The organism is Pseudoduganella sp. LjRoot289 (assembly GCF_964252925.1).
In the GTDB taxonomy this organism is placed as follows: Bacteria; Pseudomonadota; Gammaproteobacteria; order Burkholderiales; family Burkholderiaceae_D; genus Rugamonas.
Genome location: NZ_CAXUPN020000001.1, coordinates 1,604,755 through 1,622,221 on the forward strand (window position 1 = coordinate 1,604,755; position 17,467 = coordinate 1,622,221).

The 17,467-nt window shown below is 65.7% G+C and carries 12 protein-coding genes and 2 riboswitches; of the genes, 3 read left to right on the forward strand and 9 right to left on the reverse strand.

The genetic code is table 11. The annotated features are described in order from the left end of the window. Nucleotides 1–6 precede the first annotated feature (6 nt). The 3 genes from ACSQ8Y_RS07035 to ACSQ8Y_RS07045 all read right to left on the reverse strand — a co-directional run bounded on the left by ACSQ8Y_RS07035 (nucleotide 7) and on the right by ACSQ8Y_RS07045 (nucleotide 4,971). The gene (locus ACSQ8Y_RS07035) at nucleotides 7–1,296 is read right to left on the reverse strand and encodes an HlyD family secretion protein (protein ID WP_436265733.1); all 1,290 of its coding nucleotides are present in this window, start codon (nucleotides 1,294–1,296) and stop codon (nucleotides 7–9) included. 111 nt (nucleotides 1,297–1,407) lie between these two features. Then, the gene (locus ACSQ8Y_RS07040; protein ID WP_436265734.1) at nucleotides 1,408–1,593 is read right to left on the reverse strand and encodes a hypothetical protein; all 186 of its coding nucleotides are present in this window, start codon (nucleotides 1,591–1,593) and stop codon (nucleotides 1,408–1,410) included. 90 nt (nucleotides 1,594–1,683) lie between these two features. Beyond that, a complete protein-coding gene (locus ACSQ8Y_RS07045) occupies nucleotides 1,684–4,971 on the reverse strand; it encodes an nSTAND1 domain-containing NTPase (RefSeq protein WP_436265735.1) in 3,288 nt (1,095 codons plus the stop codon). A gap of 149 nt (nucleotides 4,972–5,120) precedes the next feature. On the opposite strand from ACSQ8Y_RS07045, the gene ACSQ8Y_RS07050 reads away from it, so the two are divergent. Next, on the forward strand, nucleotides 5,121–6,815 hold the full coding sequence (locus ACSQ8Y_RS07050; protein ID WP_436265736.1) for a hypothetical protein: 1,695 nt from the start codon (nucleotides 5,121–5,123) through the stop codon (nucleotides 6,813–6,815). Nucleotides 6,816–7,061: 246 nt separating this feature from the next. On the opposite strand, the gene gcvP is transcribed toward ACSQ8Y_RS07050, so the two are convergent. From gcvP to ACSQ8Y_RS07070, 4 genes are all read right to left on the reverse strand, one after another. Then, a complete protein-coding gene (gene gcvP, locus ACSQ8Y_RS07055) occupies nucleotides 7,062–9,953 on the reverse strand; it encodes an aminomethyl-transferring glycine dehydrogenase (RefSeq protein WP_436265737.1) in 2,892 nt (963 codons plus the stop codon). Nucleotides 9,954–10,074: 121 nt separating this feature from the next. Further along, nucleotides 10,075–10,458, reverse strand: coding sequence for a glycine cleavage system protein GcvH (gene gcvH / locus ACSQ8Y_RS07060; RefSeq protein WP_436265738.1), 384 nt, complete (start codon nucleotides 10,456–10,458; stop codon nucleotides 10,075–10,077). 53 nt (nucleotides 10,459–10,511) lie between these two features. Continuing rightward, nucleotides 10,512–11,645 (reverse strand): glycine cleavage system aminomethyltransferase GcvT, encoded by a 1,134-nt coding sequence (gcvT, locus tag ACSQ8Y_RS07065; protein ID WP_436265739.1) that lies wholly within the window; start codon nucleotides 11,643–11,645, stop codon nucleotides 10,512–10,514. Between the two features lie 55 nt (nucleotides 11,646–11,700). Then, nucleotides 11,701–11,806, reverse strand: a riboswitch (glycine riboswitch). A 19-nt stretch (nucleotides 11,807–11,825) separates the two neighbouring features. After that, a riboswitch (glycine riboswitch) is annotated at nucleotides 11,826–11,912 on the reverse strand. Nucleotides 11,913–11,996: 84 nt separating this feature from the next. Beyond that, nucleotides 11,997–12,776 carry a hypothetical protein gene (locus ACSQ8Y_RS07070; RefSeq protein WP_436265740.1) on the reverse strand — a complete coding sequence of 260 codons (780 nt, stop codon included), beginning with the start codon at nucleotides 12,774–12,776 and terminating at the stop codon, nucleotides 11,997–11,999. A gap of 151 nt (nucleotides 12,777–12,927) precedes the next feature. Between ACSQ8Y_RS07070 and ACSQ8Y_RS07075 the strand changes: the two genes are divergently transcribed. Beyond that, nucleotides 12,928–13,485 carry an ATP-dependent Clp protease proteolytic subunit gene (locus ACSQ8Y_RS07075; RefSeq protein ID WP_436265741.1) on the forward strand — a complete coding sequence of 186 codons (558 nt, stop codon included), beginning with the start codon at nucleotides 12,928–12,930 and terminating at the stop codon, nucleotides 13,483–13,485. Nucleotides 13,486–13,705: 220 nt separating this feature from the next. Here ACSQ8Y_RS07075 and ACSQ8Y_RS07080 read toward each other — a convergent pair whose 3' ends face one another. Further along, a complete protein-coding gene (locus ACSQ8Y_RS07080) occupies nucleotides 13,706–13,918 on the reverse strand; it encodes a hypothetical protein (protein WP_436265742.1) in 213 nt (70 codons plus the stop codon). Nucleotides 13,919–14,121: 203 nt separating this feature from the next. Here ACSQ8Y_RS07080 and ACSQ8Y_RS07085 point away from each other — a divergent pair, with 203 nt between their 5' ends. Next, on the forward strand, nucleotides 14,122–16,869 hold the full coding sequence (locus ACSQ8Y_RS07085) for a DUF1631 family protein (RefSeq protein WP_436265743.1): 2,748 nt from the start codon (nucleotides 14,122–14,124) through the stop codon (nucleotides 16,867–16,869). 6 nt (nucleotides 16,870–16,875) lie between these two features. Here the strand turns inward: ACSQ8Y_RS07085 and ACSQ8Y_RS07090 are convergent, their stop codons facing one another. Next, nucleotides 16,876–17,361 carry a low molecular weight protein-tyrosine-phosphatase gene (locus tag ACSQ8Y_RS07090; RefSeq protein WP_436265744.1) on the reverse strand — a complete coding sequence of 162 codons (486 nt, stop codon included), beginning with the start codon at nucleotides 17,359–17,361 and terminating at the stop codon, nucleotides 16,876–16,878. Nucleotides 17,362–17,467 lie beyond the last annotated feature (106 nt).

Here is a 17,467-nt window from a genome sequence, read left to right on the forward strand (position 1 = left end):
GTTCTTTCAAAGCCTGCCCTTGATGCCCAGCAGCGGTTCCAGCGCCCACTCCGCCAGGGTGCGCTGTTCCAGCACCAGGGTGGCGCCCAGCTGCATGCCGGGCATGAGCACGCGCGCCTGGCCGCCGGCGGCTATCTGTTGCGCGTCCAGCCGGACGCGGATGCGGTAGACCGGTTCGCCGGCGCCTGTGCCCGGCATGCCGGCGGCGCCGTTCCCGGCCGCCGTGCCGCCGCCCGAGGCGCGCTGCACCTCGCCCAGCGCCACAGTGGCTTGCGAGATCTCGCGCACGCGGCCCTTGAACTGGCCGAATTTCTGGTAGGGGAAGGCGTCGTAGCGCAGCAGCACCTCGGTGCCCGGGCGGATGAAGCCGGCCGCGCGGGTGGGCGCGTACAGCTCGGCTTCCAGCATGTTGCCGTCCGGCAGCAGGCTCGCTACGCGCTGGTCGGCCGTCACCGCCTGGCCTTCGTCGAGTACGATGGCGGCGATGCGGCCGGCTTGTTCGGCGCGCACCAGCAGTTCGCGCCGCGCTTCGCTCTCGCTGGCCTGCTGCTTCAGCGCCTCGATGTCGCGCTGCAGCTGGGACGCTTCACGCCCGCTTTGCAGCGGCAGGTCGGCGCGGCTGGCGCCCAGCGTGCCGATCTCGCGCTGCATCGCCAGGCGCTCCAGTTCGAGGGCCGAAATGCGCGCTTCCTGCTCCAGCAGCTCGGCGGCCTTGTCGCCGGCGGTGTTGCGCGAGACTGCGCCTTCCTTGGCAAGATCGGCGACGTTGCGGGATACTTCGCGCAAAATCTGTACTTTTTGGCGGCGCAGCGCCAATTCGGCGTGGATCTGCGCGAGGCTGGCCTGCAGATTGGCCAGGCGCCGCTCCAGCTCCTGGCCTTTGTTGCCGTGTTGTTGGCCTTGCTGCGCCAGTTCCCGGTTCAGGTGGGCGATGCGTGCCTGTAATGTGGTGTTGACGGCGGCCTGCGTGGCGCCGGCGGCGCTGGTGCGCTCGCCCGACAGCAAGTACAGCGGGTCGCCGGGCCGCACTGGCTGGCCTTCGCGCATGAACAGCCGGGTGACCACGCCAGCCTGCGGCGTGGCCAGGCGCACCGTGCCGCGCTCGGGCACCAGCATGCCGGATACGGTTTCCTTGCGGCTGAAGCCGAAGTTGAGGGCGAAAGCGATGACTGCCGCGATGATGGCGCAAAACAGCAGCGTCAGCGCGGGATAGCTCCAGGTGCGCGCAAGCAGCACGGTGCCGTGGAAGCGGTGCGACTTGTGGATGATGGCCTGTTCGCGGAACAGGTCGCTCATGCTGTGTATGTCATAAGGCGAGATTCGGGGAGGCCGGACCGGCTGTTGCTCCGGCCCGGCTTGGTTGATGCGTATAGGGCGCCGCCCTATACCTCCGTCACTGCGGTGTGCTTAGATGCTTGACGCTGGAACGGCGTCGGCAAGCGCCAGCGGGATAGGATCGTGCGGGTGATCCGGACCGCCGGCCACAGCCGCGATTTCCATTGCCGACAGTTTGCGCATCGGTGCGGGCGCAACTTGCGCGTTGCCTGCCGAGAAAGTGCCGACCAGCTTGGACAAGATCGATTTGTTCAGCATAATGTGCTCCATATGGGTTAGTTTGGAAAAGTAAAACAAGCAGGCGTTGCGGCATGCCTGTAGGGTGGTGCAACTGCGAAAAAACTCGGTTCAAGGCTTTGCCCCCTTGGCTGGGATGGCGGCAATCGCCTTCATATAATTGAGTTCGTGGTAATTCATGCTCTCCAGTTTGGCTTTCTGGGTTTGCGCCCCCTCCAGCTCGCCCAGGCAGTGTTGGGCCAGAACGTAGGGAGCGAGCAGCGTATAGTTGGAACTTTGCTCGCCCACTGCGCCAAGCAACTGCTTCACTTTCAGGCAGATGCGTTGCGCGGACCCGGAGGCGCCGTTCGCACGCTCCAGGTCGGCCTGCATCAGCAGTCCCATGGCCAGCTTGGGAATGTAGTAACTGTCCCCCTTGCTGGTCTCATACAGACGTTCAAGCATGGCGGTGCTGACGGTCAGTTGGCGGCGCGCCTCGGCCAGGTGGCCCAGCTTGACCTGGGTGGCCGCCAGCGATTGTTGCGCCACCGCCGTCAGTTGAGGCAGCAGGCTCGGTTGTTCCTTGGCACTCAAGGCGCCCAGCGCGGCCAGTTTGGCCAGCAAGTCCAGCTGCTTGGGCAAGGTGCCGGCTGCGTCGCCAAGATCCCTGTCCAGATCGAGCAGCTTCATCTGTACGGTGTACAGGCTGAGCTGCCAATGCCGGTTGCTGAGGTCTTGGTTGACCACCTCGCGCAGCAGCTCCTCGGCGCTCAGCAAGTTGATGCGCGCGCTGCTTTGCTGGCCTAGCGAAATTTTCAGCTCGCCCTGGAACGTCAGGGCGCTGGCCAGGCGGTTGGTCCACGTTGCGTTGCCGGGCGCCGCGTCGTGCAGCGGGCGCAGCAGCTCTTCCTCGCGATGATAAAATTCCATCGCCTCCTTCAGCAAGCCCTGCTTGGCCTTGGCTTCGGCCAGCCATGAGAGCGTGTTGGCCAGGTCGGCCATCAGTTTCTGGTTGCCCGGCTGACTGTCGTGCGCGCGTTGCTTGAGCTGCACCGAGGTTGCAAATTCCTCGGCCGCGCGGACGAACTGGCCGCGCTTCATCGCCATCGCGCCCAGGCCGTTGTGGGCATAGGACTGCTCCATCCAGCCATCGCTGTCGGCCGGATCGATGGCGGCCATGCGGTCGCTCTGGACACGGTATTCCTGGATGTACTGCTCGGCCTGGTCCAGTTCTTCCCGGCGGAAGTGGACCTGGCTTTGGAAAAAGGCGTTGTTGCCCAATGCCTTATACAGTTCCTTGCGGTCGCTATTGGTATGCTCCAGTTTCAGCAGGATGTTGCGCGCGGCCTGCAGCGCCTCGCTCGCCTTGGCCAGGTTGGAGCGTGCAATATTCACTTCGCCGATGACTTGCAGGGCCTTGGCGCGCTGCACCAGCGTGGCCATGCCGACGTTGGTGTTGCGCGTCGATGACAGATAGGTCAGCGCCTTGCCGCTGATGCCGTCGAGCAGGTCGAGGCGGCCCAGCGGGCGCAGTTTTTCCACGAACTCGCCCAGCATATAGCTCATCAGGCCCTCGGCCTCGGTGCGCTGCTGCTCGGCGTCGCGCTCGGCGTTGCGCGCGACTATGCCGAGGATGACCGCCAGGATGGCCAGCAGCGTCACGCCCACCGTCATCGCCAATTTGATGCGCTCGCCCAGTTTGACGCGCTGCACCGAACTGCGCACGAACTCCTGTTCCAGCGGCGCCAGCGTGAAACCGTCCAGGTCCAGCAGCGCCCGTGCCTGGTTGACCTGGCTGCCGCGCGGCAGCAGCAGGTCGCGCGGACGGCTGGCCGCCTGCCAGCGCTCGGCGTCGCGGCCGATGCGGGTGCGCACCTGCAGCGCATTGCGGTGCTGCTCTATCCAGTCGGCCACGCGCGGCCAGCGCCGCAGCAGCGCTTCATGGGTGACGCCGAAGCTGGCCACGTCGCTGGCCAGCTCGCTGACGAACAGGCGCGCCTCGACCAGCGCGCGCACCAGGGCCTGCGCCTCGTCGCTGTGCAGCGAGGACCAGGCGGCGCGGCGCGCGGTGACCGTGCCTTGCTCTTCCGACAAGTCGACCAGCAGCGACAGCACGTGCGGCAGCGCGGCGCGCTGGGCCGGTTCCAGCGCCGCGACCACCTGCTCGGCGCGCGCGGCGATGGCGCCGTCGATCCCGCCCAGGTCGGCAAACACGGAAAACAGCAGCGTGCCGTCTGCGCTGCGCTGGCGGTACAGCTCGTTCAAACAGTATTGCAGCAGCGGCAGGGTGTCCGGGCTGCCGCGTGCGGCGTCGCACAGCACGTCGTCCAGGCTGGCGCCGCTGCCGGCGTCCTGCTCGAAGCGCAGCTGCGCCGCGCGCGCCGGCTGGCGCACGATCTGCGCGATGTCCGCGCCCTCGGGCGGGCTCAAGTCGAAGTGGCCGCCGCGCGATTTCAGCGCCATCAGGGCGGGCAGGGCGATCACGTCGGGATAGAAATCGTTGCGGCAAGCCAACATCACCAGCGCCGCGCCGGAGCGCGCCAGCTGTTCCAGTACAAACAGGAAGTGGCTGCGCAAGTCTTCGCTGACGCCAGGTGCGCGGAAGATCGCCTCCAGGCGGTCGACAAACAGGCCGACGCGGGGCCGGCGCTGGTTCAGGCCCAGGCGCTCGACGACGGCGTCGCTGTGCGGGCCCTCCAGGCGCTTGGCCAGCGCTTCGGCATTGTCGCCGGTAAACACCAGCTTGCCGTCCAGCTCGGTGTCCAGCAGCACCGCCGCCAGGGCCTGGAACAGGCCGCCGTCGGCCATGTCGGCGCAATCGAGGTAGAGCGTGCATTCGAGCGCCACCGGTTCGGTCGCACTGCTGTTTGTCTTCATCAGCTGGGGCAGCAGCCCGGCGCGCACCAGCGAAGTCTTGCCGGAACCGGATGGCCCCAGCACCAGGGCCATGGCGCAGCCGGCCGCAGCTTGCTTGCGCACCACATCGCGCAATTGGGCGATGGCCTGCATGCGGCCGAAGAACACGGCGGCGTGATTTTCCTGGAACGCTTCCAGACCCCGGAACGGCGAACCTTGCAGCCAGCCGCCTTCGTCGGCCGCCACGTTGGCCACGACGGCGGCGATGGCGCGGTAGCCGCGCTTGCGTATCGTTTCGATGAAGCGCGGCTCGGTGCTCGAATCGCCCAGCGCCCGGCGCAATTGGGTGATGGCTTTGTGGACCGGATTGTCGCCCAGCTCGATGTTGCCCCAACAAGCTTGCAACAGCTCTTCGGCGGGTATCACGGCACCCGCGTGGCGGCATAAATAGCGCAAAACGTCCATCGCCCGTGGTTCCAGCTGGTTACGTTCATTGCCATTTTGCAAGATATTGCTTTCTGGCTCGATCTGCCATTCGCCGAAGCGAAAGCCCCTGTCACTCATTTTGCTGCCTATACTGAAAAAATATTTTGATAAAAATCAAACACTTACATCACCGGAAGATTCCAGGAAGGCTCCGGAACGTAATCCGCATTACATTGCGTCTAGTTCGCCAGGCTAGATATTAGCATTTCCTCAAGAGAGAATATAAGATGTCAAATGTTTCCATGTTTACCTTTAGCAACGCTGTCGAGGCTGGCGGCATCCGCGCCTTGAGGCTGCCTCCGCAAGGGTCGGCATTGCACGCGCCGGCCACTTTGGGCGGCTACGACGTGGTCTGGGCGCTGGCGCCCGAGACGCTGCGGGCCCAGTTTGGCGCGCTGCAGCAAGCCGGCCGTTTGCCGGTGGAAGTGCAGGCCGGCAATCTCGACGAGGCCGGTTTGCTGATCGGCGGCGAGGGCGCCGACCGGGTCCTGCTGGCGCCGCCGCAACTGCTGCTGGGCGCTGCCGCGCCGCGCAGTGCCAGCTTGAAGCTGACTTTTACCAGCGGCAACATCAGCTTCTACAACGGCAACCGCAGCGGCGTGCTGAAACAATCAGTTGCCGGATGGAAACTGGCGTTTGCCGTCACTTTGCAGCTGGAGCCGGTGGCGCTGGCCGAGGCGCTGGCGGGGGCGTCGCCGGAGTGCGCCGAGGCGTTGTCGCGCTTCGACGAGAGCCGTTACTGCCTGCACAAGCTGGTGCCGGACTTCGCGCAATGCGATCCGATGCAGGCGGACTGGTCGCACAGCGCTTTGGTCACCGACAATGATTTCCTGAAAGACAACTTCACCAAGCTCATCGGCGCCTGGCTGAAGGACCTGGGCGGCGCCGGCAACCCCTTCGTGCTGGGCTATGCGTCGGTGCGCCTGGCGCCTGGCGACGAGGTGCTCGCGCGCCTGCAGGCCGGCTGCGTGAACCTGTCGTCCGGCGGCACGGTGAATCTGCTGCAGATGCTGGGCCGCAAACCCAGCACGGACGGCCGCAACATGACGTCGGTGGCCGGACTGGCCGATTTGCGGCCGGGCTACGCGCCCGGTTGCGCCGGGCGGCTGGTGGTGGCGCGGGATGTCTTCTTCAAGCGCTTCCTCAAGCCCATGCTGATCGACCCTATCCAGGAGCGTCTGAGTCTGCTGCCCGACTACCGCAATCTGCGGGTCGCCCCGGACGTCGGCCTGAACCGGGACGAATCGTTCAATGAGAAATCGGGCGTGTCGGCCACCTTGGACAACGCCATGCGCGCCGTGTTCGTCGCCAACGCCGGCGGCTGGGGCTACCGCGACCACGTGCTGCTGCACTGGCGCGAAGGCAACCGCCTGTCCCATGTGCGCGAATCCGAGCAGGACTTGCAGTTCAGCGTGACGGTGTCGACCCAGCCCGACGGCGCGGGCGTGCCGCGCCTGACGGTGGACTTGTACAGTTCGCTGATGCGCTACGAATGGGACCGCGCCAGCCAGAAGATGGCGCTGTTCAACCGCAAGGTCAACCTGGGCAAAGGCTGGGCGCGCAGCACCATGCACTGGTCGATGCGGCTGCAGTTCGTGCCGGACGACAGCGGCGTGGTGCGCCTGGCGGTCAATGGCAAGCGGGCGCCGGCGGCCACCGACTCAGGCGTGGTGGGCATGTACGTGGTGTCCGACGCGCTGGCGCACCTGCTCAATATGAACAAGCTGACCAACGACTGGGAAGGCAACCCGGCCAGCCTGGCATCGCTGCAGCAGACCGTGGTGGCCGAGTTCGGCGAGACATCGGCCGAGCTGTTCAGCCAGCTTGCCGGCCAGCTCGTGCTGCCGACCGGTCCGCAGCCCGGCTGCCGCAGCATCCAGCTCAACGAGGAAGGCAACATCGAGCTCGACCTGGGCTGGTAGGCGGTCCACCTCGTAGCATGGCCGATCTTGCGCTGTGCCCCAGCCCACGGGGTCGTCCACCTCACGGGGTTGCCCACCACACGGCGTCGCCCACCATACGGTGGGGGGTCTCGGCGCGCCGTCATTCCCGCGTAGGCGGGAATCCATACTCAGTCAACTGCGGATGGTCGGTATGGATTCCCGCGTGCGCGGGAATGACATATCGTGGTCGCTATATCGGTTCCCGCTTGCGCGGGAATGACACGCTTACTCGTAGTCGCTGATCGGTGCGCAGCCGCACATCAGGTTGCGGTCGCCGTAGACGTTGTCGGCGCGGCCCACCGTCGGCCAGTACTTCTGCTTGCGCAGCGACGGCACCGGGAAGGCGGCCGTTTCGCGGCTGTACTTGCGGTCCCAGCTGTCGGATGTCAGCACTTCGGCCGTGTGCGGCGCGAACTTGAGCGGGTTGTTCTGCTTGTCGAACTCGCCGCTTTCCACTTTGGCGATTTCACCGCGAATGACGATCATCGCGTCGATGAAGCGGTCCAGTTCGCCCTTGGCTTCGGATTCGGTCGGCTCTATCATCAGCGTGCCCGGCACCGGGAAGCTCATGGTCGGGGCATGGAAACCGAAGTCCATCAGGCGCTTGGCCACGTCTTCGTTGCTGATGCCGGTGGCATCGGTCAGCGGACGCAGGTCCAGGATGCACTCGTGCGCCACCAGGCCGTCGTGGCCAGAGTACAGCACGGGGTAGTGCGGTGCCAGGCGGCGCGCGATGTAGTTCGCGTTCAGGATCGCGGTTTCGGTCGCCGCGGTCAGGCCGGCGCCGCCCATCATCGCGATGTACATCCACGAGATCGGCAGGATGGACGCGGAGCCGAATGGCGCTGCCGAGATCGAACCGATGCCGTCTTCGCTGCGCACATAGCCGTTCGAGCGCTGGTTGGGCAGGAATTTGGCCAGGTGGGCGCCAACGCCGATCGGGCCGACGCCAGGGCCGCCGCCGCCGTGCGGAATGCAGAAGGTCTTGTGCAGGTTCAGGTGCGAGACGTCGCCGCCGAATGCGCCCGGCGCGGCCACGCCGACCAGCGCGTTCATGTTGGCGCCGTCTATATAGACCTGGCCGCCGTGCGAGTGGATGATCTCGCACAGTTCCTGGATGCCGTCTTCGAACACGCCGTGGGTCGAAGGGTAGGTGACCATGACGCAGGCCAGGTTCTTCGAATGCTGCTCGGCCTTGGCTTTCAGGTCGGCCAGGTCGACGTTGCCGCGTTCGTCGCAGGCGGTGACCACCACCTGCATGCCGACCATATTGGCCGATGCCGGGTTGGTGCCGTGCGCCGAGGACGGGATCAGGCAGATGTTGCGGTGGCCTTCGCCGCGCGACTGGTGGTACTTCTGGATCACCAGCAGGCCGGCGTATTCGCCCTGCGAACCGGCGTTGGGCTGCAGCGACACGGCCGCGTAGCCGGTCACGGCGCACAGCATTTCTTCCAGCTGGGCGATCATTTCGCGGTAGCCGACGGTCTGCTCGTCCGGCGCGAACGGGTGGATGGTCGAGAATTCCGGCCAGGTCACCGGGATCATTTCGCTGGTGGCGTTCAGCTTCATGGTGCACGAGCCCAGCGGGATCATGGTGCGGTCCAGCGCCAGGTCCTTGTCCGCCAGGCTGCGCAGGTAGCGCAGCATCTCGGTTTCAGAGTGGTAGCGGTTGAAGACCGGGTGCGTCAGGTAGGCCGAGCTGCGCGCCAGCGCTTCGGGGAAGCTGTTGTTCACGCCGGCTTCGACGGTGTCGAAGTCGGGTGCGGCAGGGGCGTTGGCGACGCCGGTGGCAAACACCGTCCACAGCGTGGCGATGTCGTCACGGGTGATGGTCTCGTCCAGCGAGATGCCGACATGGCTGGCGTCGATCCGGCGCAGGTTCACGCCATGGGCGACGGCGGCCGCGTGCAGCGCGGCGGCGTTGCCGGTCTTGACGGTCAGCGTGTCGAAATAGCTGTCGTTGATGGTGTAGCCCAGGGTGCGCAGGTTGGCCGCCAGGATGCCGGTGTAACGGTGCACGCGGGTGGCGATCTGCAGCAGGCCGGCGGGGCCGTGGTAGACGGCGTACATCGAGGCGATCACCGCCAGCAGCACCTGGGCGGTGCAGATGTTGGAGGTCGCTTTTTCGCGGCGGATGTGCTGCTCGCGGGTTTGCAGGGCCAGGCGGTAGGCCTTGTTGCCCTGCTGGTCGATGGTGACGCCGACCAGGCGGCCCGGCATCGAACGCTTGAATTCGTCGCGCGTCGACAGGTAGCCTGCGTGCGGGCCGCCGAAGCCCAGCGGCACGCCGAAGCGCTGCGAGTTGCCGACCACAACGTCCGCGCCCCATTCGCCCGGCGGCGTGAGCATGGTCAGCGCCAGCAGGTCGGCTGCCACGACCACCATGGCGCCGGCCGCTTTCACGGTCTCGACGGCGGCGCGGTAGTCGCGCACCACGCCGTTCACGCCGGGGTATTGCAGCAGCACGCCGAAGGCATCGCTCACGCCGGCCAGTTCGGCCGGGTCGAAGCTCTTCACGGTGATGCCCAGCGGCAGGGCGCGGGTTTGCACCACTTCCAGGGTTTGCGGCAGGACGTCCGAAGCGACATAGAAGGTGCTCGACTTCGACTTGCCCACGCGCTGGATCAGCGTCATGGCTTCGGCAGCGGCCGTGCCTTCGTCCAGCATGGACGCGTTGGCGATGCCCATGCCGGTCAGATCGGTGATCACTTGCTGGAAGTTCAGGATCGCTTCCAGGCGGCCCTGCGAAATCTCAGGCTGATAAGGCGTGTAGGCGGTGTACCAGGCCGGGTTCTCGAAGATGTTGCGCAGCACGACGCCGGGCGTGTGGGTGTTGTAATAACCCTGGCCGATCAGCGATTTGAGCACCTGGTTCTGCGTGGCGATGCCTTTCAGCTTGGCCAGCGCGGTGGTTTCCGGCATCGGCTCGTAGAACTGGCCGAGCGGCAGGGCGCTCTTGTTGCGGATGGACGGCGGCACGATGGCGTCGATCAGCGCGCTGCGGGTGGCGTAGCCGAGCACGTCGAGCATTTGCTGCTGCTCGTTGGCGTCCGGGCCGATGTGGCGGGCGATGAAGGCATCGCGCGCTTCGAGTTGGGTCAGGCTGGTACGGGTCATGATGGCGGGGAGCGGAAAGTGAAATCTGGGCCGGCGGCCTGGCGTTCCCGCGAAGGCGGGAACCTATGCTGCGCCGGCCGGGAGGCGGTGTATGGATTCCCGCATGCGCGGGAATGACACATCAGCCTTCGGTGGTCTTGCCGTAGGCGGCTGCGTCGAGCAGGCCGTTGATGGCTGCCGCGTCGACAGGCTTGAGCTTGAACAGCCAGGCGCCGTAGGCGTCGCTGTTGATCGACTCGGGCGCGTCGGCCACGGCGTCGTTCACCGCCACGACTTCGCCCGACAGCGGCGCGTAGATGTCGGAGGCGGCCTTGACCGATTCCACCACGGCGGCGTCGTCGCCGGCGGTGTAGCTGGTGCCGACTTTCGGCAACTCGACGAAGACGATATCGCCCAGTGCGTCCTGCGCGAACTCGGTGATGCCGACGGTCACGGTGCCGTCCGCTTCAGCGCGTACCCATTCGTGGGACTCGGTGTACTTCAGGTCTGCAGGAATATTGCTCATGTATGGCTCCAGTTGGTTATGTTTGGTGGTACGTTTGGTCGTAACAATTCGGGTCAGGCTACCAGGATTTTACCGTTGCGCACGAACGGCAGCTTCACGACCGTGGCGGCCAGTTTCTTGTCGCGGATTTCCACGTGCACGGTGTCGCCGACGGCCACGCCGTTGGGCACGCGCGCCAGCGCGATGGCTTGCTGCATGGTCGGGCTGAAGGTGCCGCTGGTGATCTCGCCGGCCTGCTCGCTGCCGGCCACGATGACTTTCTGGTGGGCGCGCAGCACGCCGCCTTTTTCGCGCAGGATCAGGCCGACGAACTGGGCGTTCTGCCCCATCGCCTGCAGCGCCGCCTTGCCGATGAAGTCGCGCTCGGACACCAGGTCTATGGTCCATGCCAGGCCCGCGTCCAGCGGATTGACGGTTTCGTCCATGTCCTGGCCGTACAGATTCATGCCCGCTTCCAGGCGCAGCGTGTCGCGCGCGCCCAGGCCGGCAGGCTTCACGCCGGCAGCCAGCAGCGCGTTCCACAGCGCCTCGGCCTGTTCGGCGGCGACGCCGATCTCGAAGCCGTCTTCGCCGGTGTAGCCGGTGCGGGCGATCATCGCCTCGCCGAACGGCGTATCGTGCACGAAGGCGACGTTGAACGGCTTCATGTCGGCGGTGGCCGCCTGCGAGCCGGCGATCACGTCCCACACCTTGGCGCGGGCGTTCGGGCCCTGCACGGCGATCAGCGCCATCGGTTTTTCGTCACCTGCGGCGGCGTCACGGCGCTGGGTGATCGTCACGCCCGAGCCGGTGGCCGCGTTCTGCGCCTGCATCCACGCCACGTCCTTCTCGGCGGTGCCGGCGTTCACGACCAGGCGGAACCAGCTCTCGTTGATGAAGTAGACGATCAGGTCGTCGATGACGAAACCTTGCGGGTTCAGCATGCAGGAGTAGAGCGCCTTGCCGGACACTTGCAGCTTGTCGACATTGTTGGCCAGCAGGCCGCGCAGGAAGGCGCGCGTATTGTCGCCCTTGATGTCGACCACGCACATGTGGGCGACGTCGAACATGCCGACGTCGCTGCGCACCGCGTGGTGTTCCTCGATTTGCGAGCCGTAGTTGACTGGCATGTCCCAGCCGCCGAAATCGACCATGCGGGCGTTGAGGGCGCGGTGAGCGTTATTGAGTGGGGTCGCTTTGAGCGTCATGGGGCAGTCCAATAGATATAGGGGTTAACGGAAGCAGAATGCACAGCACAATGCGACGAACCCCTCTGTCCTTGGTACCTGAGAGATAGCGGATGGGAATCCGCACGCCCCTTCGGTGGGCTGCCGGCGTGACGCCGCAGCCGCTCTCCAGAGTTTGACCCAGCTGCGACGTGCGCCGCTGGCCCTTGACCGGTCCTTTTGCCTGAGAGTTTTTGGGTAGTGCCCCTTCGGCGGCAGCGCAAGTCTGCCCTCTCCCGATCAAGACTGTGGAATATATGTCAGAAGGGTCGGGTTGTCAATCTTGCGCCTTCTCCGAAAGCGCCGGTTTCGCCGTGGAATATTGTCTTATTTTTAACTTCGGGCGCGCGGCGGAGGCACTGGATCGGCGTTTGGCAACAGATGCCTGAAGGTCGGTTCGATATTTTTCGCGTGCAGAAATCGCACGATGTCCTCGAGCGTGGCGTCTTTGAGCAGCAAGCCTGGCTGGGCCGCGGCAGCTTGCGGCGCCGGATCGCCGGCTGCCGGCATGGCGCCGTGCGCTTGCCGGAGCTTGTCGAGTGCGCTCAGGAACTGCGCTTCGCCTATGCGCTGCAGGCCTTGCAGCAGCGCGGTCTGTCCGGCGAACGGCGGCGCCATTTCCAGGCCCGATTCGTCGGCGAAGGACGCGCCCAGGCCGGGGTTGATGAAGGCGGCCCACTTGCCGGTCGCGGGATGCAGGCCGGGCGGCAATTCAAGCGGCGCGCTGGCGGCGTCCGGGCGCAGCGCGATGTCGGGGAAGTAGGCTTGCCTCAGCAGCGCCAGGAACTGTTGCGCCAGGTGCGCCGCGATCGGCTTTTCCAGCGACAGCCACAGCGCGAAGCCGTTCTCGCCGGAGATGCTGACCGCCGGCGCCGGAAAGCCGAGCGCAATTTGCAGGGCATTGGCCACCTCGCACAAGCGGCTCCAGTGCTGCGTGTCCTCGCCGTCGGCCATTTTGGGGAAGGGGATGGCCAGCGCCCGCGTCCGGCCGTCGCTGGCGGCCAGCCTGACCGGATTGGCGGCCTGGCCCTGCACGTGCCGCGCCAGCACGCCCTCCGGCAGGCCGCCGTCCGGAAGGTAGAGCCTGGTTAATTCTGAAATGAGCTTTTGCATCTGATACCTCGAAGTCCAACCGTGCGGAAGCGCAGTGTGGCCGATAACGCCGGGAATTGCCACCCACCCGCGCACGAATGGCGTGCAACTCCCTCTATGACGCCCTATGTTTTGTTAGAATCATTGCATGCATAAAAGTGAGGGCACATTCATGGAAGACGAGGACAAACTGCAGGGGCACGCCTGGTTCACGCTGTCGGGCGACGTCAACAGCGACATGGTGCACCGCCTGTTCGAAGCGGCGGCCGACATGAGCGAAGATATGGTCACCGATGCGCACGTGCTGCTGCAGTCGAACGGCGGCTACGTCAGCGACGGCATCTGCCTGTACAACTACATCAGCAACCTGCCGATCCGCTTCCACATGTACAACGCGGGCGCGGTGGCCTCCATCGCGGTGATCGTCTATCTGGCCGGCCACAAGCGATACGCCAGCAAGACCGCGCGCTTCATGGTGCATAAATCGCACGCCAGCGCGCCGTCCGGTGCGCGGCCGGAGGCGCTGCGCATCATCGTCGAGGGCCTGCAGGCCGACGACGCCCGCACCGAGGAAATCCTGCGCACCCATGTGCGCTTCAGCGAAGAGCACTGGCGCATCCACGCCTATTCCGACCTGCACCTGACCGCGTCGGAGGCGGTGTCCGTCAACATGATCAGCAAAGTGGCCGACTTCATCCCGCCGCCAGGCCGCCGCATCACCAACATCTGAATTCGGCAAGGAAAGGCCGCCCGGGACCTGCGTCACGGGCGGCCTGTTGCGTAAACGAAAACTCCGAAAACGCCGAACTATCGGGCACCTCGAAATACCTGTCGTTCCGCATCGGCGGACCGCCGCGCAGGCGGGAACCCATACTTCGCATGCTCAGAGGAGTAGCATGGATTCCCGCCTGCGCGGGAATGACAATTTAGCGGTTATTCGAGGTTCCCTATCAACGGTTGCGCGACCCGCTGCGGCTCGGGGTACGGCTGACGTCGCTGCGCGCTTCCTCGCTGCGCGAGCGGCGCCCGTCCTCTTTGCGGTCGATGGCCCCGCCCTGGATGTCGGCGCGGCCCACCGACGATGATCCCGGCGTACCCGATTGACGGCTGGCGCTGTTGGCGTCACTATCATGTTGCCGGTCGCTTCTTTGCTTCGATTTCATGTCGCTGTCCTTTACGCAGTGAGAAAAAAATCAAACAAAACCACCAATTGTTTCCTGCGGGCTATTGCCTTGTGGCAAGAATGTGCAAGAATGTGGTATCGCGGCTGTTTTTGATGCACGGACCGGCCCGCCGCAGCAGCCCATCCCACTCAGGTTAGACCATGCTTTCAGATCCGACAACTACAGCAACGCCAAAAAAAGCGGTGACGCCGCGGCATGCGCTGCTGGAGAATCTGATCGAGATCGTCAAGCGGCACGTCAACGACCAGTTTCTGGATTTCACCACCCGTGTTGCGGGGGCCTTGGTGGACGTGGTCGATGTAGTTGCCGACGTGCGCGAACTCCAGGCGCGCATCCGCGCCGGCAATCTGTTGCGCAATGACCACTATCGTTACCTGAATCTCGTCATGAAGGAGCTGGAGCGCGCGCTGCGCCGCGAGATCGCCGAACTGGCGCCCGGCCAGAAGGTGAAGGTGCGCGTCGCCGACCAGCCCTTGTCGCTGGTGCCGTTCGAGGAAATGGACAGCAAGGTGACGCTGGGCGGCATATGCAAGCCCTTCGAGGTGCAGTATTCCGATGCCTTGGCGACGCTGAACGTGCGGCTGGCCTTCCTGCTGGACCGCGAAATCCTGCGTGTGAACCAGAATCCCTTCCGGCCCGAAGTCTTCCTGGACGCGCTGCAGCAAGCCTGGCTGGAGTTCAACCCGGACGAAGAGGCGGCCAATCTACTGCTGGCGCTGCTCAAACCCGGCATGTTCATGGAACTGTCGAGCATGCTGGAGGAACTCAGCCTGACCTTGCAGCGCAAGGGCGTACTGCCGGGCTCGGTGGACGGTTACAAGGCGCGCAAGGCCGACACGCACGACGCCAGCAGCGCCAGTCCGGCGCGCAAGCGCAAACAGCAGGCCGAACTGGCCCAGCAACTGCGCCAGTTTTTTTCGGCCACGCAGGACCCGGCCATCGATCCTGACCTGATGATCCCCGATCTGCCCGACATCGCCAACCTGAAGGCCGGCGCTTGGGCGCAAGGCGCGGCGCAAAGTCCGCAGGGCCGGCCGAACGAGGCGGCGCAGCGGGCGGCGCAGAGCGCGTCCAAACAGCCTTTGTTCAACTACCTGGCGCAGATGCAGCAGAGCGGCATGCCGCCTGCCGGATTCATGATGGCGGGCGGGCAGGGCGGCGGCGCCACGGCGCAGATGCAGGCCCCGTTCGCGGCCGGCTTCATGCCCGCCGGCGGCCTTGCCAGTGCCATGCCCGGCGGTGGTTTTGTTGTCGGCGTGCCGGGTGGCTGGGGCGCTGCGGCTGCGGGGGGCGCGGGGACGCCGGTAGGTGCGGCAGGTGTGGCAGACGCGGGCGCTGCAGGCAGTGCGGGCGTTGCTGCCTTCGGCGGCGGACAGAGCGTGCCCTTCGGCGGCTTCGTGCCGGCCCAAGGCATGATGGCCGTACCGGCCGCAGGTTTCGCAGTTCCCGGCGGCATGCCGATGATGATGGCGGGCGCGAGCGGCTTTGGCGCCCACGGCGGCGCGGCAGGCCAGGGCGGGCAGGGCGGCCAGGGCGGCCAGGCAGGCGGCGGACAAGGCCTGCTCGGCCTGCTGAACGCGGCAGCCAATGCGGCTGGCGCGGGCGGCATGGCCGGCCTGGGTGCGGCGCCCAACGCCGGCGCTTCCGGTGCGGACGGCGCGGCGCCCAACGTCTTTTATCTGCCCAACATCAAGAAGAACGCGCCGGAAGGCAGCCTGACGCGCGCCGACGAGAGCACCATCGATTTGTTGTCGGCCGTGTTCGACACCGTGTTCCGCGACCAGAATATTTCGCCGGAAATCCGCGACCTGTTCCGCTTCCTGCAAATCCCGGTGCTGAAAGCGGCCTTGGTCGACAAGGATTTCTTCTTCCAGGATACGCACCCGGCGCGGCGCCTGATCGACATGCTGTCGCGCATGGGCTGGGAGCAGCGCAAGAGCCCGGACGATCCGCTGTTCCAGGCCATGCAGCGCAGCGTCGAGCGCGTCGGCCGCGATCACGAGATGGAAATGTCGGTCTTCAGCGAAGCCGTCACCGAGCTGGAAGCGTCGATCAAGGCCGAGGAGGCCGCATCGGCCGCCGCCATCGCCGAACCGATCGCCGCCGCGCTGAAACAGGAAAAGATGGCGGTCGCCGCCAAGGCCGCGCAAGGGGCTGTAGCGCTGCGCATCGGCACCGGCGAGGTGATCGCCATGGTCGAGACCTTCCTGGAAAACCGCTGGGTCTCGGTGCTGACCATCGCTTACGGCGTCGAGGACGACAAGCCTGGCGCCGTCAAGAACGCGACCCAGACCATGGACGACCTGATCTGGAGCGTCAAGCCCAAGATCACCCCCGACGAGCGCAAGCAGCTGATCTCCAAGCTGCCCAAGCTGCTCTCGACCTTGAACAAGTGGCTCGACATCATCAAATGGCAGGACGCCGACCGCCTGCAGTTCTTCGCCGAACTGGCCGAGTGCCACGCCTCCATCGTGCGCGCACCGCTGGAGCTGTCGCCCGAGCGCCAGCTGGAGATCGCGATGGAAGTGGCGCAGAAGGCCGCCGAGCGGCGTCTGGAACTGGAAGCGAAGGCCGCCGCGGGCGCCGCCAAGGCCGAGCCCGAACCGCAGTTGCCGCTGGACGACGACGCCACCATCGAAGCGGACGGCCTGGCGCGCGGCATGTGGCTGGAGTTCGACCAGGCCGACGGCAGCGTGCGCAAGGTCAAGCTCGCCTGGATCAGCCCGCTGCGCACGCTCTACATCTTCTCGACCAGTGCGCGGCAGGAAGCGTTCTCGCTGTCCGGCGACGCGCTGGTGCAGCAATTCCGCCAACGCAGGGTGCGCGCCGTGCGCACCGAAGGACTGGTCGCACGCGCGCTGTCCGAAGCCATGGGCGGCCTGGCCGTCAACGACGCCAGCGTCGACCTGCCGGCTGGCGTCGCCGCCTGAACTGGTCTATTTTTCCCGCAGGGCGGCGATCAAGCCGTCCGACGCATCCTCGATGTAATCCAATACCTGGTCGAAGCCATTGGCGCCGCCGTAGTACGGGTCCGGCACCACGTCCGAATCGGAGCGGGTGGCGTATTGCATGAACAGGGCCAGTTTGTGGCGGTGCTGCGGCGGACAGGCCGCCTGCAGCAGCTTCAGGTTGTCGTGATCCATCGCCAGCAGGTGGTCGTAGCGTTCGAAGTCGCTCGCTGCGACCTGCCGCGCGCGCTGGGCGCTCAAGTCGTAGCCGCGCAGCGCCGCATGGCGCGCCGAGCGCGCGTCCGGCGGGGCGCCGACGTGGCAGGCATGCGTGCCCGCCGAATCTATCTCCAAGGCCAGGCCAGCCGCCTCGGCGCGCTGGCGGGACACGCCCTCGGCGGTCGGCGAGCGGCAGATATTGCCCATGCAGACGAATAGCACCGATCTTTCTGTACCCAGTACTTTTACTGTCATGCAAAAACCTCATCGGAGCGATAAAAATAAGACCTTGGGTAAACCGGACTCCAACGCCGAACCCGCATGCTCTAGAGGCGAGCCTCGCCCCGCAGCGCGCGCGTTT